Genomic DNA, 23,215 nt, shown 5'->3' on the forward strand with positions numbered 1-23,215 from the left:
CATCACTCAGTGTGCCTGGCCATGCCACGGCACTAATTTACGCTGCAGGGCGCGCAGGCCCATTTCCATGGCGAAGGCAATCAGCGCGATCACCAGAATGCCCAGGACCACGACGTCGGTGACCAGGAACTGCGCCGCCGACTGCACCATGAAGCCCAGGCCGCTGGTGGCGGCGATCAGTTCGGCGGCAACCAGGGTCGACCAACCCACGCCCAGGCCGATGCGTACCCCGGTGAGAATGTCGGGCAGGGCGCTGGGCAGGATTACATGACGGATCAGTTGGGCACGGGTGGCGCCCAGCGACTGCGCAGCGCGCAACTTGGCCGGGTCGACCGTGCGTACGCCGGTGGCGGTGGCGATGGCAATCGGCGCAAAAATCGCCAGGTAAATCAGCAGCACCTTGGACAGCTCGCCGATGCCGCACCAGATCACGATCAGCGGCAGATAGGCCAGTGGCGGGATTGGCCGGTAAAACTCGATCAGCGGGTCGAGAATGCCGCGGGCGATACGGTTGGCGCCGATGGCAATCCCCACCGGCACGGCGGTCAGCACTGCAAAGCCCAGGCCCAGACCGATGCGGCTGAGGCTCGCGCCCAGATGCTGCCAAAGGGTCGAATCCATGTAGCCGGCTGTTGCCAGCAACCAGCCTTTTTGCAGTACGGCCGATGGCGGCGGCAGGAACAGTGGCTCGATCAGGCCGGTGGCGGTTACCGTCCACCAGACAGCGAGCAAGGCCGCCAGAGTCAGTACGCTGATCCACCGTGTGCTCAGGCTGCTGCGTTGCGGAATCACCCCATGCGCCAGCGGCTTGGTCGCTGTGGCGGGAAGTTCATAGCTGCTCATGCGGACACCTGCCGTTGCGAGAACACTTTACCGAGTACGTGTTCGCGGGTTTCGATAAAACGCGGGTCAGACTTGATTGCCCGTGCCGATTCGCCGGCCGCGTAGCGTTGGCCAAAATCCAGCGACAGGCGCTCGACGATCTGGCCGGGGTTGGGCGCCAGCAGAATCAGGTCCGTGGCGAGAAACACCGCTTCTTCGATGTCGTGGGTGATCAGGAACACCGGCTTGGCCGTGCGTCGCCAGACTTGCAGCAGCAGTTCCTGCATCTGTTCGCGGGTGAAGGCATCGAGGGCGCCGAAGGGTTCGTCCATCAGCAATACGCGCGGGTCGGCCGCCAGGGCGCGGGCGAGGCCGACGCGTTGCTTCTGGCCGCCGGAGAGTTGCCAGATGCGGCGGCTGTCGAAACCGCTCAAGTCCACCAGCGCAAGCATTTCCCGGGCGCGCGCTTCACGTTGCGCCTTCGGCACGCCGGCCAGTTCCAGGCCGAAGGCGACGTTGGCCAGCACGTCCTGCCAGGGCAGCAGGGCATCGTCCTGAAACACCACGCCGCGTTCGGCGCTCGGGCCTTTGACCGGTACGCCATCCAGGGTAATGCGCCCGGCGCTGGGCTCGACAAAGCCGGCAATCAGGTTCAACAGCGAAGTCTTGCCACTGCCGGAGGGGCCCAGGGCCACCAGCAATTGCCGGGGGCCAAGCTCGAGTGAAATATCCGCCAGTACCGGTTCCGGGGCGCCTGGGTACTGTGCGCTGATGCGCTCCAGTTGTAGCAAGGCCATCGCAATGAACTCCTTGATCAGTGAGTGATGAACTTGGCGCTGACGTAAGGGGCGTAGTCCGGCAGCACCGCGTCGACCTTGCCTTGCTCCTTGAGGAACGCGGCGGTATCGGTGACAGCCTGGGTGGTCGGTGCGCCCAGCAGGGTGACCTGGTCAGCGGCCAGCGGGTAGACATTGCCTTGCAGCAACAGCGGAATGTCGCTGGCCTTGGCGCCGGAGAGCTTCACCAGCTTGTCGATGTTGGTTTTGTCGGCGAGCCAGGCTTGTGGGTCTTTGCGGTAGGCGGCATAGGCATCCAGCGTGACTTTGGCGAAGGCTGTGACGATTTCCGGATGCTTCTCGGCGAAGTCCTTGCGCACAATCCAGGCATCGAAGGTCGGCGCGCCGAACTTGGCCAGTTCGCCGGAGGTGATCAGCACCTTGCCGTTTTCCTTGGCCACGCCCAGGGCCGGGTCCCACACATAGGTCGCGTCGATATCGCCGCGCTTCCAGGCGGCGATGATGGCCGGCGGTGCGAGGTTGAGGATGGTGACTTTCGAGGGATCGATGTTCCAGTGCTTCAGCGCGGCGAGCAGGCTGTAGTGACCGGTGGACACGAACGGCACGGCGATCTTCTTGCCGACCAGGTCCTGAGGGCTGTTGATCCCGGAACCGTCGCGCGCCACCAGGGCTTCGGCGCCGCCGATCTGGGTGGCGATCAGGAAGGTCTGCACCGGCACGTTGCGCGTGATCGCAGCGGTCAGTGGGCTGGAACCGAGGTAGCCGATCTGCACGTCACCCGAGGCGATGGCGGCAATGATATCGGCGCCATTGTCGAATTTGCGCCAGTCGATGCTGGCGTGGGTGGCTTTTTCATAAGCACCGTCGGCTTGGGCGACTTTCGCCGGGTCCACGGTGGTCTGGTATGCAACGGTCACATCCGCCGCCTGGGCAAACAGGCTGGCACCGGCCAGGGACAACGCCGCCAGCAAGCGCAGTGGGGAAGACAGTTTCAAGGGGAAGCTCCTCAGTCAGGCGGCCAGGGGGGCGGCGTGTGAGGAGACTAAATGATCTAAGAATCCGAAAATAAATAACATTTTCGAATTAGCTTATGAGAACAATGTGAAGCGAGTCTCAAGCCTGATGGATATCAAATGTGGGAGGGGGCTTGCCCCCGATGGCGGTGGTTCAGTCACTGACTGAGTGGCTGACACACTGCTATCGGGGGCAAGCCCCCTCCCACATAAAGCTCAGTTGCTGATGGCTAGAATGCTCGCCTGGTACGACCCGACAAATACATCGAAATCGCCCACTTCGTTCTGCTCTAGTTCGGCCTGCTGAGCCAGCGACGTACGCGCCAGTTCTTCAAAGCGCGCTTGTTCCTCGGCCGGCAGCGGTTCCTTGCGGAAGTACTCGGCATGCACCTCGCTCTGATGCAGCGAGAATTGCGCAAAGCTTTCCTTGCGTTCGGCCATTGTCGCCAGCACCTGGGCCGAGGGCGTCAGGGACGGGTCTTTGACCTTGGCCAACTGGGCGTCCAGTGCTTCACTGTGTTCGGTGATGCCGTGACTCTCATCGAGCAGGGCTGCCAGAGGGGCGATCTTCTCCAATAGCTCCGCCGCCCATTCCTTCATATCCACCGCCTGGCCGTCACGCTGCAATTGCAGGCCCGGACGGCGACCCTCCTTGACCACGCTGAGGAAGTTGGAGGTGGCATTGCCGCACTCGTTATTGGCAAACAGCGGACTGTCGTTCAGCGCGCAGTACAGCAGGAACGCGTCGAGAAAGCGCGACTCCGGCAGATCGATACCCATCGGCAGGAACGGGTTGATGTCCAGACAGCGCACTTCGATGTACTGGATGCCGCGCGCCATCAGCGCCTGAATCGGCCGCTCGCCGGTATAGGTCACGCGCTTGGGGCGGATGTTGGAGTAGTACTCGTTTTCGATCTGCAGGATATTGGTATTGAGCTGCACCCATTCACCGTCCTTGTGCGTGCCGACTTCGACATAGGGCGCGTAGGGCGTTGCTACCGCTTCGCGCAGGCTGTCGGTGTAGCTGGCCAGGTCGTTGTAGCACGGCGTCAGGCCGGCCTGGGCGTTGCTCTGGTAACCCAGGTCGCTCATGCGCAGACTCGTGGCGTACGGCAGGTACAAGGTGTCGGCGTCGAGCACTTCAAGCTGGTGCGAACGGCCGCGCAGGAAGCCTGCATCCAGGGCCGGCGAGGCGCCGAACAGGTACATCAACAGCCAGCTGTAGCGCCGGAAGTTGCGGATCAGCGCGATATAGGCGGTGGATTGATAGTCGCGGTCTGTGCCGACAAAGCCTTCGGCTTCCTTGAGCAACGGCCACAGCTGTTCCGGCAGCGAAAAGTTGTAATGAATGCCGGCGATGCACTGCATGCTCTTGCCATAGCGCAGGGCCAGGCCCTTGCGGTAAACGTACTTGAGCTGCCCGATATTGGAGGTGCCGTAGTAGGCAATCGGAATATCTTCCTCGGCCGGCAGCGGGCACGGCATCGAGGGGCTCCACAGGTATTCGCTGCCCAGTTTGGTGTAGGCAAAGCGATGGATCTTGTCCAGGCTGCTCAGGGTATCGGCCGGGTTGGGCAGCGCGGGAGTGATGAACTCCAGCAGCGATTCCGAGTAGTCGGTGGTGATCTGTTCGTGCGTCAACGCGGCGCCCAGGGCTTCCGGATGCGGCGTCTGGGCCAGGCGACCCTCACCGGTGACGCGCAGGCATTCACGCTCGATGCCATGCAGGCAGTGCTCTAGCAGGGAGAGGTGTTCGCGCTTGCCGAGCAGAGCCAGGCGGCGGTTGAGAAGTTCGCTCAAGTTGGATTCCTTCACGCGTCAGTCGCCCCAATATGGGGGTGGGCAAGACGGTCTACAAGGGTGAAGTTGAAACTGGCGTGATCGCCTGGTTCTGAGTCGATATGACCCGCTCTGAATATGCCTACTTCACTCCATGAATTGGGCTACAGCGCAGCGAGAAAATTCCGACGCTGTTGTCACAGCGCCGAAATTAACTCAAATCAGGGGCAGGGAGCTATAGGACAGCGAACGTGCCCTGTGCTTTTGCGACAAGTCTTTCGTCCTGGTACACGTCGGCCTCGACCACCAGGGTGCGCCTGCCGGCGTGGATCACCCGGCTGGTGCACAGCACGTCACCGTCTTCAACAGCGCGGATATAGTTGATCTTGCATTCGATGGTGGCGCTCTGCTGGTCGAACCCATGGGTGCTGGAGCAGGCCAGACCCATGGTGATGTCCACCAGGCTGAAAATCGCGCCGCCGTGCAGCTTGCCCCCGCGATTGCGCAACTGCGGGGCCAGGCTCAGGGCCACCTCGGCCACGCCTGCGTCCAGGCGCTGCAGGCGGCAGCCGATCAGTTCGCTGAACGCGCTCTGGGTCAAACCGGCCGGAATATCCATCAGCGCTTCTTCAACTGCTTGGCGTTGGCGAACAGCGAGGCCATGGCGTTGTTGCTCGGTGCGGCGGTCGCGGTTTCCTTGCGCGGCGCAGTGTTCTGCGACGGGCGCGGTGCCGAGCCAGGGCGAGCGCCACGGGCGCCGTCGACTTTCTCGCCGGGGGTGTCGCTCATGCGCATCGACAGGCCAACGCGTTTGCGCGGGATGTCGACTTCCATCACCTTGACCTTGACCACGTCACCGGCCTTCACCGCTTCGCGCGGGTCCTTGATGAATTTCTCCGAAAGCGCGGAGATATGCACCAGGCCGTCCTGATGCACGCCGATATCCACAAACGCGCCGAAGTTGGTCACGTTGGTGACCACGCCCTCGAGGATCATGCCCGGTTGCAGGTCCTTCAGGTCCTCGACACCGTCCTGGAACTCGGCGGTCTTGAATTCCGGGCGCGGGTCGCGACCGGGCTTTTCCAGCTCTTGCAGGATGTCGGTAATGGTGGGCACGCCGAAGGTTTCGTCGGTGTACTTTTTCGGGTCAAGGCGCTTGAGGAACGCGGCATCGCCGATCAGCGAGCGGATGTCGCGATCGGTTTCGGCAGCAATGCGCTGGACCAGCGGATACGCTTCCGGGTGCACCGCCGAGGCGTCCAGCGGGTTATCACCGTTCATTACGCGCAGGAAACCTGCAGCTTGCTCGAAGGTTTTTTCGCCCAGGCGCGCGACTTTTTTCAGCGCGGCGCGGGTTTTGAAGGCGCCGTTCTCGTCGCGGTGATTGACGATATTCTGCGCGAGGGTAGCGTTCAGGCCGGAGATACGTGCCAGCAGCGCCACGGACGCGGTGTTCACGTCCACACCCACGGCGTTCACGCAGTCTTCCACCACCGCATCCAGGCCACGCGCCAGCTTGAGCTGCGACACGTCGTGCTGGTACTGGCCGACGCCGATGGATTTGGGATCGATCTTCACCAGCTCGGCCAGCGGGTCCTGCAGGCGACGGGCAATGGACACGGCGCCACGGATGGACACGTCGAGGTCCGGGAACTCCTTGGACGCCAGCTCCGAGGCCGAGTACACCGAAGCCCCCGCCTCGGAGACCATGACCTTGGTCATTTTCATCGCCGGGTACTTTTTGATCAGCTCGGCGGCCAGCTTATCGGTTTCGCGGCTGGCGGTGCCGTTGCCGATGGCGATCAGGTCCACGCTGTGTTTGGCGCACAAGGCGGCCAGGATCGCCAGGGTCTGGTCCCACTTGTTGTGCGGCACGTGCGGGTAGACGGTGGCGTGATCCAGCAGCTTGCCGGTGGCATCGACCACCGCAACCTTGCACCCGGTGCGCAGGCCCGGGTCCAGGCCCAGGGTGGCGCGTGGACCCGCCGGTGCGGCCAGCAGCAGGTCATGCAGGTTGTGGGCGAATACGTTGATCGCCTCGGTTTCGGCGCCTTCACGCAGCTCGCCGAGCAGATCGGTTTCCAGGTGGGTGTAGAGCTTGACCTTCCAGGTCCAGCGCACGACTTCGCTGAGCCACTTGTCCGCAGGACGATTCTGATTCTGAATGCCGAATTGTTGACCGATCATGCCTTCGCACGGGTGCATGGTGCCCGGCAGCTCGTCACCGACTTTCAACGCAGAGCTGAGAATGCCCTCGTTGCGGCCACGGAAGATCGCCAGGGCGCGGTGGGACGGCATGCTTTTGAGCGGTTCGTCGTGTTCGAAGTAATCGCGGAACTTGGCGCCTTCTTCCTCCTTGCCGGCGATGACGCGGGCGCTGAGGATGGCTTCCTGCTTCAGGTAAGTGCGCAGCTTTTCCAGCAGGCTGGCGTTTTCCGCGAAGCGTTCCATCAGGATGTACTTGGCGCCGTCAAGGGCGGCCTTGACGTCGGCGACGCCTTTTTCCGCGTCGATAAAACGCGCGGCTTCGGTTTCAGGCGTCAGCGACGGGTCGTTGAACAGGCCGTCGGCCAAGCCGCCCAGGCCGGCTTCCAAAGCGATCTGGCCCTTTGTACGACGTTTCTGTTTATACGGCAGGTAAAGGTCTTCGAGGCGGGTCTTGGTGTCGGCCAGCTTGATGTCGCGTTCCAGCTGCGGGGTCAATTTGCCTTGTTCCTCGATGCTGGCAAGGATACTGATACGCCGTTCGTCGAGTTCTCGCAGGTAGCGCAGGCGCTCTTCCAGGTGCCGCAGTTGGATGTCGTCGAGGCTGCCGGTCACTTCTTTTCGGTAACGGGCGATGAAGGGCACCGTGGAGCCTTCATCCAGTAGCGCGACGGCCGCTTCGACCTGTTGTGGGCGTACACCGAGTTCCTCGGCGATGCGGCTGTTGATGCTGTCCATAAAACCACCTGAAATTCTGAAAAAGCGGCTCGCGGGCCCGGAAAACAAGGCCTTGCGAAGCTGGTTGAGCGGCCCCGACCGGCGCCGCTGCCTGGGCCAAGAGGCAGCCTGTTGACCCTCGAAATCGAAAAAACACCACATACGGGTAAAAAAAGCCCGGCAGTAAACGGTAACGATCTGACGTTGCCCTGCGCGAAGGCGCCGCATTATAACCAGCGTTCTACTCTTGGGGGCTACTGACCAGTGCTTGTAGGACACGGCTTGGCTGGTAGTAGAGGAAAAATCTGCTAACAATGCACACGGTGCGTATAACGGCAGCTAGGCCATAATGCGCGCCGAGATAAGAGGAGCATCTAATGAGCAGCACTGCACAAACTGCTGAAGGCGAAAAAATTCTCATCGTTGACGACGATCCAGGGCTGAGCAGCCTGCTGGAGCGTTTTTTCAACTCCAAAGGCTACCGGGCGCGCGCGGTGCCGAACACCGAGCAGATGGACCGCCTGTTGGGGCGCGAAGTGTTCAATCTGGTCGTGCTCGACCTGATGCTGCCCGGCGAGGATGGCCTGACCGCCTGCAAGCGTCTGCGCGGCGCGAACAACCAGATCCCGATCATCATGCTCACTGCCAAGGGCGATGAGCTGAGTCGCATCAAGGGCCTCGAACTGGGCGCCGATGACTACCTGGCCAAGCCGTTCAACCCTGACGAGTTGATGGCACGGGTCAAGGCCGTCTTGCGTCGCCAGGCACCGCCGGTACCGGGTGCGCCGGGCAGCGAAGACGAAAGCGTCACCTTCGGCGACTACGAGTTGTCCCTCGCCACCCGCGAGCTCAAGCGCGGCGACGAAGTGCATATGCTGACCACCGGCGAATTCGCGGTGCTCAAAGCCTTGGTGATGAACGCTCGCCAGCCGCTGACCCGCGACAAGCTGATGAACCTGGCCCGTGGCCGCGAATGGGATGCCCTGGAGCGCTCCATCGACGTGCAGATCTCCCGACTGCGCCGGATGATCGAGCCGGACCCTTCCAAGCCGCGGTATATCCAGACGGTGTGGGGTGTGGGTTATGTGTTTGTGCCGGATGGCACCGCAACCAAGTGACCGATGATTTGCAGGGACGGGCATCCGGCGTTTGATTCCATGAGGATCGACGAGGTGCCCGGCGTCTGCAATTCTGCGAGCGCCGCTCGTTCCTGCAAGGTGTCTAGCTGTCTCCTATGAAAACCCCGCTGTGGTTCCCGCAAAGTTTCTTCTCCCGCACCCTTTGGCTGGTGCTGATCGTCGTTCTGTTTTCCAAGGCACTTACGCTGGTTTATTTGTTGATGAACGAGGACGTGCTGGTGGATCGGCAGTACAGCCACGGCGTCGCCTTGACGTTGCGTGCCTACTGGGCCGTAGACCCCGAGAACCGTGAAAAGGTGGCCAAGGCCTCCACGCTGATCCGGGTCGACGGTGCCGGCGTGCCCGAGGGCGAGCAGCATTGGCCCTACAGTGAGATCTACCAGCGCCAGATGCAGGCGGAGCTGGGCGAGGACACCGAGGTGCGGCTGCGCATGCACGTTTCGCCTGCGCTGTGGGTGAGGGCGCCCAGCCTGGGCGATGCCTGGATCAAGGTTCCGCTGTATCCGCATCCGCTGCGCGGGCAAAAAATCTGGAATGTATTGGGCTGGTTCCTCGCCATCGGCCTGCTTTCAACCGCGTCCGCCTGGATTTTCGTGCGCCAGCTCAACCAACCGCTCAAGCGCCTGGTATTTGCCGCTCGCCAACTGGGCCAGGGGCGCAGCGTGCGCCTGCCGGTCAGCGATACGCCCAGTGAGATGACCGAGGTGTACGGCGCATTCAACCAGATGGCGGAAGATGTCGAGCAGGCCGGGCGCGAGCGCGAGCTGATGCTGGCGGGGGTGTCCCATGACCTGCGCACACCGTTGACGCGATTGCGCCTGTCCCTGGAATTGATGGGCAACCATACCGACCTCACCGATGACATGGTGCGTGACATCGAGGACATGGACGCGATTCTGGACCAGTTCCTTGCGTTCATCCGTGATGGGCGTGACGAGGTCGTGGAGGAGGTTGACCTGACCGATCTGGTGCGTGAAGTGGTCGCGCCCTACAACCAGAGCGGTGAGCAGGTACGCATGCGCCTGGAGCCGATTCAGCCGTTTGCCTTGCGCAGGGTGTCGATGAAGCGTCTGCTCAACAACCTGATCGGCAATGCCTTGCATCATGCCGGTTCGGATGTGGAGGTGGCGGCGTACGTGTCGGGTGACAGCGCTGCGCCCTATGTCGTGCTGAGCGTGATGGATCGCGGCACCGGTATCGACCCGGCTGAACTGGAAGCCATCTTCAACCCGTTTACCCGTGGCGACCGCGCCCGTGGCGGCAAGGGGACCGGTTTGGGGTTGGCGATTGTGCGGCGCATTGCTTCGATGCATGGCGGCAATGTTGAACTGCGCAACCGTGAAGGGGGCGGACTGGAAGCTCGGGTGCGCTTGCCGCTTGGGCTGATGTTGCCCAGAGACGCAGTCTGACAAACAACATGGATCAAATGTGGGAGGGGGCTTGCCCCGATTGCGGATTGTCAGTCACCGATGTGCGGACTGACATACCGTTATCGGGGGCAAGCCCCCTCCCACATTTGGTTTGATGTTGTGTCAGGGGCAGAGCTTTTAGCCCTTGCCCTTGGTCCGAGTCATATTCGGTCCACCATTTTTTTCCAGATGTTCAATGATGATCCCCGCCACGTTCTTGCCGGTGGTGGTCTCGATCCCTTCCAGTCCCGGCGATGAGTTCACCTCCATGACCAGAGGGCCATGATTGGAGCGCAGGATATCCACACCTGCCACAGCCAACCCCATGACCTTGGCCGCTCGCAGCGCGGTCATGCGCTCCTCCGGGGTGATCTTGATCAGGCTGGCGCTGCCGCCACGGTGCAGGTTGGAGCGGAACTCACCCGGCTTGGCCTGGCGCTTCATGGCCGCGATAACCTTGTCGCCCACCACGAAGCAGCGAATGTCCGCGCCGCCCGCTTCCTTGATGTACTCCTGCACCATGATGTTCTGCTTGAGACCCATGAACGCCTCGATCACCGACTCCGCAGCCGTTGCCGTCTCGCACAACACCACGCCGATGCCCTGGGTGCCTTCCAGCACCTTGATCACCAGCGGCGCGCCGTTGACCATTTCGATCAGGTCGGGGATGTCATCCGGAGAGTGGGCAAAGCCCGTAACCGGCAGGCCGATACCCCGGCGCGACAGCAGTTGCAGCGAGCGCAGCTTGTCCCGCGAGCGGGCGATGGCCACGGACTCGTTCAGCGGGAACACGCCCATCATTTCAAACTGGCGCAGCACCGCGCAGCCATAGAAGGTCACCGAGGCGCCGATGCGTGGGATCACCGCATCAAAGCCTTCCAGCGGTTTGCCACGGTAGTGGATCTGCGGCTTGTGGCTGGCAATGTTCATGTAGGCCCGCAACGTGTCGATTACCACCATTTCATGGCCACGTTCGATGCCGGCCTCGACCAGGCGGCGGGTGGAATACAGACGCGGGTTTCGCGACAGCACAGCAATCTTCATGCAGCACCTGGGGCAGAAATAGTGGAGACCGGGAACACCGGCTTGTCTTGTACATATTTTACGGCTGGGCTGACCACCAACTGGCCGTCAATCAGCGCCTTGGAGCCCAGCAACAGGCGATAACGCATGGCTTTGCGGCAGGCCAGGGTGAACTCCACTCGCCACACCCGATCGCCCAACGCCAGGGTGGTGCTGATCACGTAGCGCACCTGCGCATGGCCGTTGGAGCTCTTGATGGTTTTCATTGTTACCAGGGGCGCTTCGCAGCGCCGGTGACGCAGTTGCACCACGCTGCCCAGATGCGCGGTGAAGCGCACCCACTTCTCGCCGTCGCGCTCGAACGGCTCGATGTCGGTGGCGTGCAGGCTTGAGGTGCTGGCACCGGTGTCGATCTTGGCGCGCAGGCCAGCCACTCCCAGGTCGGGAAGGGCCACCCACTCACGCAGACCCACAACGGTCAAATGGTCAAATGTCTTCAATATGGGTACCGTCAATTTGCCCAGGCTTGAGGGGAGACCTTGGCCAGGGCATTGAATGCGGGCTTGGCGAACCAGTAGCCCTGCATCAGAAATATTCCACAGTCGGAGAGGAAGTCCCGCTCGCCGGCACTTTCGATGCCTTCGGCGATGACAGTAACCCCCAACTGCTCACAGATTGTGACAATCCCCCGCACGATCACCTGGCGGACACGGTCCTGGTCGACATCGCGTATCAGCGCCATGTCGAGCTTGATCAGGTCAGGTTGGAAATCGGCCAGCAGATTCAGCCCCGAATAGCCGGCGCCGAAATCATCGATGGCGGTCTTGAAGCCGAATTCGCGGTATTCACGCAGAATATTCGTCAAATGGCGATAGTTATCTACATGCTCGCTTTCCAGGGTCTCGAAAATCAGGCGGTCCAGTGGGAAATTGTGCGCGCGGGCGGCCTCAAGGGTGCTGCGAATACACAATTCGGGACGGTATACGGCGTTAGGCATGAAGTTGATGGAAAGGTGAGTCTGCATGCCCAGGGCGGCAGCGCCGGCAATTGCCAGGGTGCGGCAGCGCTGGTCGAAGCGGTAGCGATTGGTTTCGTTGACTTGCGCCAGCACCGATAGCGCGCCTTCACCCTGTGTGCCGCGCACCAGGGCTTCATTGGCAAATATCGAACGGTCACGCAGGTCGACGATAGGCTGGTAGGCGAAAGCAAAATCGAATCCCAGCGGCTCGCTTTGCTGGCAACCCACGCACCGCTGGTTGGGCGAGGTGAGTGAAACGGGAAAGTCGGTCACGGCGTATCCTCGCGAAAACAGGTGCTACCTGGCGTATCTTAGGTGAGCCTTGGGGTTTATGCGTCGAAGGGTTTCAACGGTAAGGTTGCGACATTTTTCAGAGCGAGGAATTCAAGTGGCTCAAAAGCAGGAAGAGGAAGAAAAGGTCCGTTTGGACAAGTGGCTGTGGGCCGCGCGCTTCTACAAAACCCGTGCCCTGGCCAAGGCCGCCATCGAGAGCGGCAAGGTGCACCATCGCGGCGAGCGCTGCAAGCCGGGAAAGGAACCGCGCGTCGGCGATGAGTTTCAGATTCGTACAGGCTTTGATGAAAAGACTGTCGTGGTGCAAGCGCTCTCCATCGTGCGCCGGGGCGCGCCTGAAGCGCAGGCGTTGTACGCCGAAACCGAAGCCAGTATCGCCAAGCGGGAAAATGCCGCGGCCCTGCGCAAGGCAGGGGCTTCAGGCCTGACCACCGACGGCAAGCCGAGCAAGAAGCAGCGCCGCGACCTATTCAAGTTTCGCGGCAGCGGCAGTGATGATTGATTGCACAATCTCCACGCTGCAGGAGATCAAAAATGTGGGAGGGGGCTTGCCCCCGATGGCGGTGAATCAGTCAACTTATATGTAGCTGACCTGCCGCTATCGGGGGCAAGCCCCCTCCCACAGTTAGCTCGCGTCGTTAAGGGATTGTGCGCATGACACTCAAGCGCCCAATCACTGGCAGTTTGCCAAGCACCCCGAACACCGGCGCGGTTACTCGCAACAGGAACCCCGACACCTTCGCCGCAAACGGCGTGTAGTAACCCCAGGCCAATGCCAACAGCGCCAGCAATACTCCGCCGATGTAATCATCCTGTCCCCAATGCGCGCCCGCCACCAGGCGCGGCATCATGAACAACAGCGCCAGGCCCCAGATCACCAGCACCTGGCCGATGCGCTTGGCGAACACGGTCATGAACATCGCCCAGATCAACAACACCGAAGCATGATCGCCCGGGAAGCTCTGGCTCGAACGGTCTTTCAATTCCCAGGTTTTCTCAAGCCCAGGGAAAAAATCACTCATCTGAATCGCGCCGTTGATCACCATTGACGGGCTGCTGTGCTGCCAACCCATGTGCGCCGCGAGCTTGGAAAACAGCATGCGGATAAACAGCAACAGCAGCAGAATACCGAGGAAGCCAAAGAACGCCTGGCGTACCTGCACGGCCTTGAATACCCAGTCGCCGCGAATCAACAGGGCCAGCAGAATCACCCCGACGATCGCATCGAAGGGCCGCAGGCTCGCCACGGCCCACACGTGCAACCAGGTGGAGTTGCTCGCCAGCGGGCCATTGAGCAGGTGAAACAGCCACTCGTCGAAAATCACGCACAGCATCTGCCCCGTGGGCCACAGCCAGAAACACAGCAGTCCGATAGCGACCAAATTGCAAAGAGCCCATCGCCGGAGGTTCCAGTTCGCTTGGAACAAACCCGGATTGTTCATAAACTGTCCCTCATCGCTCTTCAAGCTCCTTGTTTTCAGGAGAAATCGCACCAATGTGGTGCTAAAGCGTTTAATTTTATAAACGTTGTAATCATTTTGTCATCACTTCAGATACCCAGACCTATGACTGATCTACCGGATACCGACTTCACCCAACGCTTCATCTTTGACGAGAACGACGCCCGCGGCGAACTGGTCTCGTTGGAGCTCAGCTATGCCGAAGTCCTTGCCAAACATGCGTATCCGGAGCCGGTCGCGCAATTGCTCGGTGAGTTGATGGCGGCGGCTGCGCTGCTGGTGGGCACGATGAAATTCGATGGCTTGCTGATCCTGCAGGCGCGTTCCGAAGGTCCGATCCCGATGTTGATGATCGAGTGTTCCAGCGAGCGCGAAATCCGTGGCCTGGCCCGCTATGACGTCGACCGGATTACCCCGGATGCCACGTTCTCCGAGCTGATGGCCGATGGCGTGCTGGCCATCACCGTTGACCCCACCGAGGGTCAGCGCTACCAGGGCATCGTTGATCTGGACGGCGAGACCCTGTCGGACTGCTTTACCAACTATTTCGTCATGTCCCAGCAGGTCGGCACCAAGTTCTGGCTCAATGCCAACGGCAAGCGCGCTCGCGGCCTGTTGTTGCAGCAATTGCCGGCTGACCGTATCAAGGACGAGGATGAGCGCACCGATAGCTGGCGCAAGCTGACCGCCCTGGCCGGCACCCTGACTGCTGAAGAATTGCTGGGCCTGGACAACGAGACCATCCTGCACCGCCTGTACCACGAAGAAGCGGTGCGCCTGTTCGACGAACAGTCCCTGCGCTTCAATTGCAGTTGCTCGCGCGAGCGTTCAGCCAATGCCCTGGTCAGCCTTGGCCTGGAAGATGCGCAAAACCTGGTGGTGGAACACGGTGGTCATATCGAGATCGACTGCCAGTTCTGCAATGAGCGTTATCTGTTCGATGCCGCCGATGTTGCTCAATTATTCGCCGGCGCAGGCAGCGACACTCCTTCCGACACCCGTCACTAAAACGTTTAAGCACAGGTAAATCACCTGCCAAATGCCGGATTAGAGGCGTTCTGACGGGAGGGCCCTACTCTTTTTGGGCTTTTCTGGCATAATCCGGCCCACTTTTTTCGCGGTAGTAGTGCGCAACTTTCTACTACAAAACGTTTGGAGCACTCGGCCACAGGCCGACGGGGAACCTCATGACGCAAGCCAATAACGCCGTATACACCGATCTGAGTGTTGACGATCTGGTCAAAGAAGCCCTGCAGCGCGGTGAAGGCGTGCTTGCCGATACTGGCGCGCTGGTCGTAGAAACGGGTCACCGCACTGGCCGTTCGCCGGTCGACCGCTTCATCGTTGAAGAGCCCACTACCCAGGACGCAATCGCCTGGGGCCCGATCAACCGCAAGTTCCCGGCCGACAAGTTCGATGCCCTGTGGAACCGCGTAGAAGCCTTCAACAACGCGCAGGAACACTTTGTTTCCCACGTTCACGTAGGGGCTTCCGAAGACCACTACCTGGCCGTGAAAATGACCACCCAGACTGCCTGGCAGAACCTGTTCGGTCGTTGCCTGTTCATCAACCCGGCCCAGTACAACCCGGCCGGTCGTGACGAGTGGCAAGTGCTCAACGTGGCCAACTTCGAGTGCGTGCCAGAGCGTGACGGCACCAACTCCGACGGTTGCGTGATCCTCAATTTCGCCCAGAAAAAAGTGCTGATCGCCGGCATGCGTTACGCCGGTGAAATGAAGAAAGCCATGTTCTCGGTGCAGAACTTCCTGCTGCCGGCCTCCGACGTGTTGCCGATGCACTGCGCCGCCAACATTGGCGAAGCAGGCGACGTGACCCTGTTCTTCGGCCTGTCGGGTACCGGTAAAACCACCCTGTCCGCTGACGAAAGCCGTTACCTGATCGGTGACGACGAACACGGTTGGGGCGAAGGCGTGGTGTTCAACATCGAAGGCGGTTGCTATGCCAAGTGCATCGACCTGTCCGAGAAGAACGAGCCGGTTATCTGGAAGGCCATCAAGCACGGCGCCGTGCTGGAAAACGTCGTTATCGACGAGGCCGGGCATGCTGACTACACCAATGTCAGCCTGACCCAGAACAGCCGCGCCGCCTACCCGCTGGAGCACGTTGCCAAGCGCTCCGAGAAGAACCTGGGCGGCGAACCCAACGCGGTGATCTTCCTGACCTGCGACCTGACCGGCGTACTGCCGCCCGTGTCGATCCTCAGCGAAGAACAAGCGGCCTACCACTTCCTGTCCGGCTACACCGCACTGGTGGGCTCGACCGAAATGGGTTCGGGCAGCGGCATCAAGTCGACCTTCTCCACCTGCTTCGGCGCACCGTTCTTCCCACGCCCTGCCGGTGAATACGCTGAGCTGTTGATCAAGCGCATCCGTGGCTTCGGCTCCAAGGTCTACCTGGTCAACACCGGCTGGACCGGCGGCGGCTACGGTGTCGGCAAACGCTTCAACATCCCGACCACTCGCGGCGTCATCGCAGCGATCCAGAGCGGCGCGTTGATCGGTGCCGAGACTGAGCACCTTGATACCATCAATCTGGACGTGCCATTGGCCGTACCGGGCGTTGAGACCGGCCTGTTGAACCCACGCAACACCTGGGCTGACCAGGCTGCCTACGATGAAGCAGCGAAGGCGCTGGCCGGGTTGTTCATCGAGAACTTCAAGAAGTTTGAAGTGAGCGATGCAATCAAGGCTGCAGGGCCTAAGTTGTAAGATTCGTATGGTGTGAAAAAGCCGCCCCTTGTGGGCGGCTTTTTTGTGCGCGACAGGTTGTATCCCACTCCCTGCACTTGCGCAGATCCAATGTGGGAGGGGGCTTGCCCCCGATTGCGGTGTACCAGTCAAAGGTGGGCCGCCTGACACACTGCTATCGGGGGCAAGCCCCCTCCCACATTTGATTCTCGGTGTACTTCAGCTCAGCTCAGGTTTTCCAGTGTTTGCGTATCCCAGCTGTGGGTCTTGATCGCCAGGTAGAGCATGCCGATAGTCAGCGGCACTTTTTCGCCACGCCCCTTGGCCCGACGTTTGAGAAACACATCAAACACCGGCGGGTTGAAGTAACGGTAAGTGTCGAAGTCGCCCAGGTCGAGCGCGAACTCCTGCTCCAGCGCTTCCATCAGTTGCTTGGCCTCAACGCCATCGCACCCGAGGTCGAAGTTCAGCGAAGTTTGCAGGCGGATGGTCCTGTGTTTCGGCAGACCGATTTCTTCGTGCAGCAGTTGCAGGAGTTGCTGCATGACGGGGTCATCGGGGAAGTGGGAGGCGAGGTTCATGGTGGGGGCACGCAGGAGTGGGTGAGGGGGGCTTTTGCGTTTTAGGCGGTATTTGTTTCGGCTGATGAAAAGTGCCAAGCCTATCAAGAACAGGGCCAGGGGAAGGAGTTGAATGTTCAGGATGATGGCGACGTAGGGCAGCCAGAGCAACAGAGCCAGTCCCGTTACGATGAAGGTAACGGCGAAACGCCTTCTTAATGTGCAGTCAGTGATTTTGTAATACAGCAGTAGATGGAGAGCGAATAACAGCGCTGCTTGCAGATAAAGCCATCGATCAAGGTTCATTTGAGTACACATGCATTGAGACGCTTGAGCGCTGCGGGCCTATGCCACCACTGACCTGGGCATCCAGGCCAATGATGATGTCTGCGCTATGAAAGTTGCGAAGCGCGCGAGAAATCAAATCGCTGACAGCATTCTCGACGATCGATTCTGCTTTGCTGGATATGACCCCGACAGGGGATGCAATTGCGCCAGAAATGATTTCTTTGATGAGGTTGTTTCGATTGTTCAAGCTATCTGCCTGCTTCCTGGTCAATGGCTTTGAGACGGTCACTGTCATGACGCAAGGTAGATCTCGGGCGAGCATCTTTTCGTACAACTTCTGAAGTCGCAAGCGGACCTCTATCGCTGATGCTTTTGCTTCCAGCAAGCAAAGAGTGGCTAGCTCCTGTCGATTGTTTGGCATCACGGTGAGTCGAATCACTGTGAAAGTGATGCCGTAGTGGCCGATATATTGAGTCCTTTCGATGTTCAAGTTTTTTTGTCGGGGCAGTTGAAGGGGGTCCAGTCTCGGCCAGGAAAACGTGGATTTGTAGAGGGCTGGACGAGTGTTTTAGGCCGTTTCAGAAATGGACGACGTGCCGTCTGGCGGCTTCTTACAGTTTTACGGCTTGATGCTGATTTGGAAGGCTGAACCGGCAAAAATGTGGGAGCCGGGCTTGCCCGCGATGGCGGTGTGTCAGGTATGAAAATGTCGCCTGACGCTCCGCTATCGCAGGCAAGCCAGCTCCCACAGGGTTAGCTGTATGTCTGGTTAGTTTGTGTTGGATTATCGGCCGCCGGTTGCAGCTGTACGTGTTGCGTGGCTTCCAGCAAATCACAGCCGTCCTGAACCAGCAGGTACAAGGCGTTGATGATGTGTGAAATGTCTTTGACGTCGGCGTGTTCGAAAGTCAGGCAGGAGAAAGTTTCGAGCAAGTCCGTGGCTGCGCGGATGCGTTGGTGGGCGGCGGACTGGATGTCTTCGGCTTTGGCTTCGGTGTCGATGAGAAGTGGGTGGGTGTCGGTGAAGTTTGTGCGCAAGAGGCGATAGCGTTCAGAAGGGAAGTTAGGCTTTGTCATTGCAGAGTTCCAGTACAGATTCAAAGAATACGCCAACGAATTGGCACGCTTGTCTCTGCTGTTTTCGGGTGGCCAAACCCGGCCGCTGATTTTGGCAGCGACGGAACGAACCTTAGAAGTGAGTTTGTTCTCGGGCAATAAACAGATGGTTTACCTGTCTGCGATCAGCGTCCCTATAACCACGTCACATTCCTTATAAAAAATCCGCCAGCGCGCTGAATTCAGCGTATGTTTCACCGCAAAATCTTGTAGGGCGATTCCGCCCGTTACTTAAAGGGAGTTGAGCATGGGTTTGCTGCGTATCGCTTCGGCGATGTCATTGTGTGCGGTGGCTTTTTCGGTCCAGGCCGAGCAATTGCCGATTGAGGTGCTCAGCGCGGTGGTCAAGGACCAGAAAATCGCCGACGCCGAGGTGCTGTTGCAACGCAACGGTGCGCAGAACGTTGTAGGCCGCACCAACGCCCAGGGGCAGGTGACGCTGACCAGCGAGGCGGCTGACGACGCCAGCAATCTATTGATCATCAAGAAACCGGGCTACTCCAACCTGGTGGTGAAATGCCCGTGCAAGGGCATGACCTACGCCGTCAGCCCGGTCATGGAAAACCTCGATGGCCTGCGCGTGGTGCTGAGCTGGGGCAAAACCCCGGCAGACCTCGACTCCCATATGATTTTCCCCGGTAACAACATCTACTTCGATAGTCAAAAGGGCGACGACGCCGAGCTGGACGTGGATGACACCGACAGCTACGGCCCGGAAACCATCACCCTGCAGAAAAAGCACTACGGCGAAAGCTATGTCTACGCCGTGCATGACTACAGCAACGGTGACAATCCAGGTTCGCGCCAACTGTCCAACAGCGAAGCCAAGGTGTTCGTGTACATGGGCCAGTCCCTGGTGCGCACCTACTACGTGCCGAAAAACCGCAGCGGTAACCTGTGGACCGTGTTTCGCATGACCGGCAGCGGCGATTTCCAGGACATCAACACCTTCAACGGTGTGACGGTGGATGCCGCGAATGTGCTCAATGAAGTCAAACCGTTGCTGGATGACAGTGTTGCGGTGACGGCTGTCGCGGTCAGCTCTTCGGCCCAAACCGATGCCAAGCGTCTGAACGTTCAAGGCGAAGCGGCCTACCAGGCGGGTAACCTTGACCAGGCCATCGACCTGTTCCGCCAGGCCATCGAGCTGGACAATGGCTTCGGCAAGGCCTACGGCAACCTGGGCCTGGCATATCAGAAGGCAGGCAATACCGCCGAGTCGATCTGGGCCAACCGCAAGGCCATCGCCCTGGCGACTGGCGCGAATGCCGCGACTGTACGGGCCGGCGCCTACTACAACATCGCGCGCATCTACGAAGCGGCGGGGCAGTTTGCCGATGCGTTGCGTCACTACCAGTTGGCCAAGGAACAGAAGGCCAATCCGGTGTACGACACGGCAATCGAGCGGGTGCAGAACCGCTGATTCTGCCTGAGTGAAACTCTAAACTGTGGGAGCGGGCTTGCTCGCGAATGCGGTCCGTCAGTATCAAATATGCTGACTGATACACCGTCTTCGCGAGCAAGCCCGCTCCCACATTTGGATCTGTGTTTTTCCTGCGATTACTTTGGAATATTCCTACTTCGGCCCTAGGCCACCCCCCAGCCTGTGTATCATCCTGTCTCTTTTTTCCATGCGCCCTTTCTCGATTCGCTGAACTTCATGGGCTACGTTTTCAAGCCATGTTCAACGGTCAATGGAGTGACAGCCTATGCACGACACCCTCCAGCAGGTCTTCGGTTATCCGCAGTTTCGTGCGGGCCAGGAAGAAACGGTCAGCGCCGTACTGGCCGGTCGCTCGGCGGCGGCGATTTTCCCGACCGGGTCTGGCAAGTCGCTGTGTTATCAACTTTCAGCCGTGCTGCTGCCGCACCTCACGCTGGTGGTGTCGCCGCTGTTGGCGTTGATGCAGGACCAGTTGGGTTTCCTCAAGCGCCACGGCATTTCAGCCGGCAGTATCGATTCGGCCCAAAGCCGCGAAGACGCCAATGGCGTGATGGCGCGCGCGCGTTCCGGTGAGCTGAAAATCCTAATGATTTCCGTGGAGCGCTTGAAGAACGAGCGCTTTCGAAACTTCCTGCAAAGTGTGCAGATCTCGCTGCTGGTGGTGGACGAGGCGCACTGTATTTCCGAGTGGGGCCATAACTTCCGCCCGGACTACCTGAAACTGCCGGACTATCAGCGTCAGTTCAATATCCCGCAAGCATTGCTGCTGACGGCTACGGCGACGCCCAAGGTGATTGCCGACATGCAGGCGAAGTTCGCCATTGCTGCGGACGATGTCGTCACCACCGGCTTTTACCGGCCCAACCTCAACTTGCTGGTGGAACCGGTGAGCGGCGCGGACAAGCGCCGCCGTCTTGTGCAGTGGATGAACGAGCGAGCCGACCAGCCGAGCATCGTCTACGTCACCCTGCAGAAAACCGCCGAGCAGATTGCCGAACACCTGAGCCGCAATGGCATCCAGGCCGAGGCGTATCACGCCGGGTTGCCCCACGATAAGCGCGAGGGCATCCAGCAGCGTTTCATGGGCGGACGCTCCAATTGCATCGTGGCCACCATCGCGTTTGGCAAGGGCATCGATAAAAGTGACATCCGCAATGTGGTGCACTTCGACCTGCCCAAATCCATCGAGAACTACAGCCAGGAAATCGGCCGTGCGGGGCGGGATGGGCAGCCGTCTGACTGCCTGGTGCTGGCCAACCGCGACAGCCTCAATGTGCTGGAGAACTTTGTGTACGGCGACACGCCGGAGCAGGAGGGTATTCGTCGGGTATTGGAAGAGTTGCAGGCCGCGCGGGGCGAGGGCCAGTGGGAGTTTTTGCTGAGGTCTTTGTCGGATCACAGCAATATTCGCGAGCTGCCATTGAAGACGTTGCTGGTGCAATTGGAGCTCAAAGGTGTGATCGCGCCGCGCTACGCGTTTTATGCCGAATACCGTTTCAAGTACCTGGTCGAACCCGAGGCCTTGCTCGCCCGTTTCTCCGGCGAGCGGCAGCAATTTGTCGCGGCGATCATCCAGGCGTGCAAGCGTGCAAAAACCTGGGCCACGGTGGATTTCGACGCGCTGTATCAGCAGCACAATGCCGAGCGCAACCGGGTGGTGAAGGCGCTGGATTACTTCCAGGAGCAGGGCCTGATAGAGCTTGAAAGCAAACAGATGACCGAGGTCTACAGCCTGCTGAATACCGATTTCGATGCGCAGGTGCTGAGCACCGAGTTATACACAGGCTTCAAGCAACATGAGGTGACCGAAGTGGCGCGCATTCACGCCATGCTCGATCTGTTCGCCACCGAGCACTGCCTTGGGCAACGTCTGGCGCGGTATTTTGGCGATGCCAACGCGCCGCTGCGTTGCGGGCACTGCTCAGTGTGCCACGGGCATATAGCGCACTTGCCGGCGCCACCGAGCTTGCCGCCGCTTGTGGATAAAAACTTCATGGGACTGTGCGGTGATTTTATCCACAGGCATCATGAGCACTCCGGCCAGTTACCGGGTGCCGAACGCCTGACGCGCTTTTCGGGCGGCATCAGCGTGCCGTTGTTCACCAAGTTGAAGGCGCGGGGTATTCCCGGTTTCGCCGCGCTGGAGGAGTACCCCTACGCCGAGGTACGCGAGTGGGCCGAGACCCATTTGAATGATCTGTAAACCTACTTTCACCCGAGGTGCCCATGCCTGACTCAGTGCCACAACGTGCCGATTACCCTCATTTCCAGCCGATCATCACGCGCTGGCACGATAATGATGTGTATGGCCATGTGAACAATGTGACCTACTACAGCTTCTTCGACACGGCAGTGAATACCTACCTGATCGAACAGGGCGGGCTGGATATCCATGACGGTGAAGTGGTTGGGTTTGTGGTGAGTTCGGCGTGTGATTATTTCGCGTCGATCGCTTTTCCCGAGCGCATCGAAATCGGCTTGCGGGTGGGCAAGTTGGGCAACAGTTCGGTGCAGTATGAGTTGGCGGTGTTCAAGGCCGGCGAGGAAGAGGCCTGCGCGGCGGGGCGCTTTGTGCATGTGTTTGTGGATAGAGCGTCGAACCAGCCGGTGGCGATTGCGGGGCTGTTGCGCGAGGCGTTGCAGCGGTTGGTAGCCTGACCAAATGTGGGAGGGGGCTTGCTCCCGATTGCAGCAGATCAGTCAATATATACAGTGACTGATCTACCGCTATCGGGGGCAAGCCCCCTCTCACATGGGATTTTCGTCAGGTCTTAGTCATCATAGCGATGATGGCGCTTGTGCTTGTTCTTGCGATGCCCATAGGCATGACCGCGACCTGGGTGGTCATCGCGATAGTAGCGACGGTCGTCACGGCCACGATAACGGCGGTCATCGTCATCGCTCTTGTTGCCCATGTAGTTGCCCAGCGCGCCACCTGCGCCACCGCCGGCCGCCGAGCCGATCAGTGCACCGGTGCCGCCGCCGACACTGCGGCCTACCACGTTGCCGCCGGCTGCGCCCAGTGCACCGCCAATGGCGGCTTCGCCACGGCTGCGCTTGTCGGCGCCGACCGCGCTACCGCCCGCGCCACCCAGCGCGGCGCCAATGGTGGAACCGGTGTTGCCGCCCAACTGCTGGCCGACTACCGAACCTAGAACCCCGCCCAATGCGCCGCCCACACCGGCTTCGGTGGTGCCACCGGCCATGGCTGCGCCACTGACCAGGCCAAGGGACAACAAGAGAATCGAGGAGAACTTCATTCAGGGAAACCTCAAGGGGATGACGGCGCGATCCTGAGGTTGTATCGAGACGCTGACAATCGAAATCCGACCGGCGGCAGCAGTTGTATACAATTTGCTAAGTTACTGTTTTGTATGGGGAACTTAAGTTGTTTTTACGAGTCTTTAGTTACTTCGGAATGGC

At 60.0% G+C, this 23,215-nt stretch carries 22 protein-coding genes; 8 read left to right on the plus strand and 14 right to left on the minus strand.

The annotated features are described in order from the left end of the window. Positions 1 to 6 precede the first annotated feature (6 nt). The 6 genes from tauC to MRY17_RS01240 all read right to left on the minus strand — a co-directional run bounded on the left by tauC (position 7) and on the right by MRY17_RS01240 (position 7,354). The gene (gene tauC / locus MRY17_RS01215) at positions 7 to 843 is read right to left on the minus strand and encodes a taurine ABC transporter permease TauC (RefSeq protein WP_243353160.1); all 837 of its coding nucleotides are present in this window, start codon (positions 841 to 843) and stop codon (positions 7 to 9) included. After that, positions 840 to 1,619 carry a taurine ABC transporter ATP-binding subunit gene (gene tauB / locus MRY17_RS01220; protein ID WP_243353161.1) on the minus strand — a complete coding sequence of 260 codons (780 nt, stop codon included), beginning with the start codon at positions 1,617 to 1,619 and terminating at the stop codon, positions 840 to 842. Before tauB ends, tauC begins: the two co-directional genes overlap by 4 nt. A 17-nt stretch (positions 1,620 to 1,636) precedes the next feature. Further along, positions 1,637 to 2,614 (minus strand): taurine ABC transporter substrate-binding protein, encoded by a 978-nt coding sequence (tauA, locus tag MRY17_RS01225; RefSeq protein WP_243353162.1) that lies wholly within the window; start codon positions 2,612 to 2,614, stop codon positions 1,637 to 1,639. A 234-nt stretch (positions 2,615 to 2,848) separates the two neighbouring features. Then, positions 2,849 to 4,432, minus strand: coding sequence for a glutamate--cysteine ligase (gene gshA / locus MRY17_RS01230; RefSeq protein WP_181282942.1), 1,584 nt, complete (start codon positions 4,430 to 4,432; stop codon positions 2,849 to 2,851). 214 nt (positions 4,433 to 4,646) lie between these two features. Continuing rightward, positions 4,647 to 5,030 carry a PaaI family thioesterase gene (locus MRY17_RS01235; protein ID WP_243353163.1) on the minus strand — a complete coding sequence of 128 codons (384 nt, stop codon included), beginning with the start codon at positions 5,028 to 5,030 and terminating at the stop codon, positions 4,647 to 4,649. After that, on the minus strand, positions 5,030 to 7,354 hold the full coding sequence (locus MRY17_RS01240; protein ID WP_191952658.1) for a Tex family protein: 2,325 nt from the start codon (positions 7,352 to 7,354) through the stop codon (positions 5,030 to 5,032). Before MRY17_RS01240 ends, MRY17_RS01235 begins: the two co-directional genes overlap by 1 nt. Positions 7,355 to 7,710: 356 nt before the next feature. Here MRY17_RS01240 and ompR point away from each other — a divergent pair, with 356 nt between their 5' ends. Next, positions 7,711 to 8,451: an osmolarity response regulator transcription factor OmpR gene (ompR, locus tag MRY17_RS01245; RefSeq protein ID WP_015373500.1), complete on the plus strand. Its 741-nt coding sequence runs from the start codon at positions 7,711 to 7,713 to the stop codon at positions 8,449 to 8,451. A gap of 116 nt (positions 8,452 to 8,567) precedes the next feature. Continuing rightward, entirely contained in the window at positions 8,568 to 9,881 is a 1,314-nt protein-coding gene (locus tag MRY17_RS01250; RefSeq protein WP_181282939.1) for an ATP-binding protein, read from the plus strand. A gap of 138 nt (positions 9,882 to 10,019) precedes the next feature. Here the strand turns inward: MRY17_RS01250 and rimK are convergent, their stop codons facing one another. The 3 genes from rimK to MRY17_RS01265 are packed head-to-tail and all read right to left on the minus strand — an operon-like array spanning position 10,020 to position 12,195. Continuing rightward, a complete protein-coding gene (gene rimK / locus MRY17_RS01255; RefSeq protein ID WP_007903081.1) occupies positions 10,020 to 10,925 on the minus strand; it encodes a 30S ribosomal protein S6--L-glutamate ligase in 906 nt (301 codons plus the stop codon). Beyond that, the gene (locus MRY17_RS01260; RefSeq protein WP_173667503.1) at positions 10,922 to 11,386 is read right to left on the minus strand and encodes an ATP-dependent zinc protease family protein; all 465 of its coding nucleotides are present in this window, start codon (positions 11,384 to 11,386) and stop codon (positions 10,922 to 10,924) included. The genes rimK and MRY17_RS01260 overlap by 4 nt, the downstream gene beginning before the upstream one ends. A gap of 29 nt (positions 11,387 to 11,415) precedes the next feature. Next, positions 11,416 to 12,195, minus strand: a complete 780-nt coding sequence (locus MRY17_RS01265; protein ID WP_191952659.1) for an EAL domain-containing protein — start codon at positions 12,193 to 12,195, stop codon at positions 11,416 to 11,418. Positions 12,196 to 12,310: 115 nt separating this feature from the next. Between MRY17_RS01265 and MRY17_RS01270 the strand changes: the two genes are divergently transcribed. Further along, on the plus strand, positions 12,311 to 12,718 hold the full coding sequence (locus tag MRY17_RS01270; RefSeq protein WP_191952660.1) for an RNA-binding S4 domain-containing protein: 408 nt from the start codon (positions 12,311 to 12,313) through the stop codon (positions 12,716 to 12,718). A 136-nt stretch (positions 12,719 to 12,854) separates the two neighbouring features. Here MRY17_RS01270 and MRY17_RS01275 read toward each other — a convergent pair whose 3' ends face one another. After that, positions 12,855 to 13,658 (minus strand): phosphatase PAP2 family protein, encoded by an 804-nt coding sequence (locus MRY17_RS01275; RefSeq protein ID WP_191952661.1) that lies wholly within the window; start codon positions 13,656 to 13,658, stop codon positions 12,855 to 12,857. A gap of 123 nt (positions 13,659 to 13,781) precedes the next feature. Here MRY17_RS01275 and hslO point away from each other — a divergent pair, with 123 nt between their 5' ends. Together hslO and MRY17_RS01285 are read left to right on the plus strand one after the other, a co-directional pair. Continuing rightward, complete coding sequence (hslO, locus tag MRY17_RS01280; RefSeq protein WP_065884633.1) at positions 13,782 to 14,684, plus strand: Hsp33 family molecular chaperone HslO; 903 nt, start codon at positions 13,782 to 13,784, stop codon at positions 14,682 to 14,684. 179 nt (positions 14,685 to 14,863) lie between these two features. Continuing rightward, a complete protein-coding gene (locus tag MRY17_RS01285; RefSeq protein WP_104501290.1) occupies positions 14,864 to 16,405 on the plus strand; it encodes a phosphoenolpyruvate carboxykinase in 1,542 nt (513 codons plus the stop codon). Between the two features lie 203 nt (positions 16,406 to 16,608). On the opposite strand, the gene MRY17_RS01290 is transcribed toward MRY17_RS01285, so the two are convergent. The 3 genes from MRY17_RS01290 to MRY17_RS01300 all read right to left on the minus strand — a co-directional run bounded on the left by MRY17_RS01290 (position 16,609) and on the right by MRY17_RS01300 (position 18,309). Next, positions 16,609 to 16,965 carry a DUF1493 family protein gene (locus MRY17_RS01290; RefSeq protein WP_181282935.1) on the minus strand — a complete coding sequence of 119 codons (357 nt, stop codon included), beginning with the start codon at positions 16,963 to 16,965 and terminating at the stop codon, positions 16,609 to 16,611. Positions 16,966 to 17,239: 274 nt separating this feature from the next. Continuing rightward, a complete protein-coding gene (locus MRY17_RS01295; protein ID WP_181282934.1) occupies positions 17,240 to 17,722 on the minus strand; it encodes a hypothetical protein in 483 nt (160 codons plus the stop codon). Between the two features lie 263 nt (positions 17,723 to 17,985). Next, positions 17,986 to 18,309 carry a hypothetical protein gene (locus tag MRY17_RS01300; protein ID WP_181282933.1) on the minus strand — a complete coding sequence of 108 codons (324 nt, stop codon included), beginning with the start codon at positions 18,307 to 18,309 and terminating at the stop codon, positions 17,986 to 17,988. A 286-nt stretch (positions 18,310 to 18,595) separates the two neighbouring features. On the opposite strand from MRY17_RS01300, the gene MRY17_RS01305 reads away from it, so the two are divergent. The 3 genes from MRY17_RS01305 to MRY17_RS01315 all read left to right on the plus strand — a co-directional run bounded on the left by MRY17_RS01305 (position 18,596) and on the right by MRY17_RS01315 (position 22,450). Further along, positions 18,596 to 19,771, plus strand: a complete 1,176-nt coding sequence (locus tag MRY17_RS01305; protein ID WP_191952663.1) for a tetratricopeptide repeat protein — start codon at positions 18,596 to 18,598, stop codon at positions 19,769 to 19,771. Positions 19,772 to 20,057: 286 nt separating this feature from the next. Continuing rightward, a complete protein-coding gene (locus tag MRY17_RS01310; RefSeq protein ID WP_243353164.1) occupies positions 20,058 to 21,995 on the plus strand; it encodes a RecQ family ATP-dependent DNA helicase in 1,938 nt (645 codons plus the stop codon). Positions 21,996 to 22,018: 23 nt separating this feature from the next. Beyond that, complete coding sequence (locus MRY17_RS01315) at positions 22,019 to 22,450, plus strand: acyl-CoA thioesterase (protein WP_124356587.1); 432 nt, start codon at positions 22,019 to 22,021, stop codon at positions 22,448 to 22,450. Between the two features lie 113 nt (positions 22,451 to 22,563). Here MRY17_RS01315 and MRY17_RS01320 read toward each other — a convergent pair whose 3' ends face one another. Continuing rightward, the gene (locus tag MRY17_RS01320; protein WP_104501295.1) at positions 22,564 to 23,052 is read right to left on the minus strand and encodes a glycine zipper domain-containing protein; all 489 of its coding nucleotides are present in this window, start codon (positions 23,050 to 23,052) and stop codon (positions 22,564 to 22,566) included. Positions 23,053 to 23,215: the final 163 nt, after the last annotated feature.

This window comes from Pseudomonas orientalis, assembly GCF_022807995.1.
Taxonomy (GTDB): Bacteria; Pseudomonadota; Gammaproteobacteria; order Pseudomonadales; family Pseudomonadaceae; genus Aquipseudomonas; species Aquipseudomonas orientalis_B.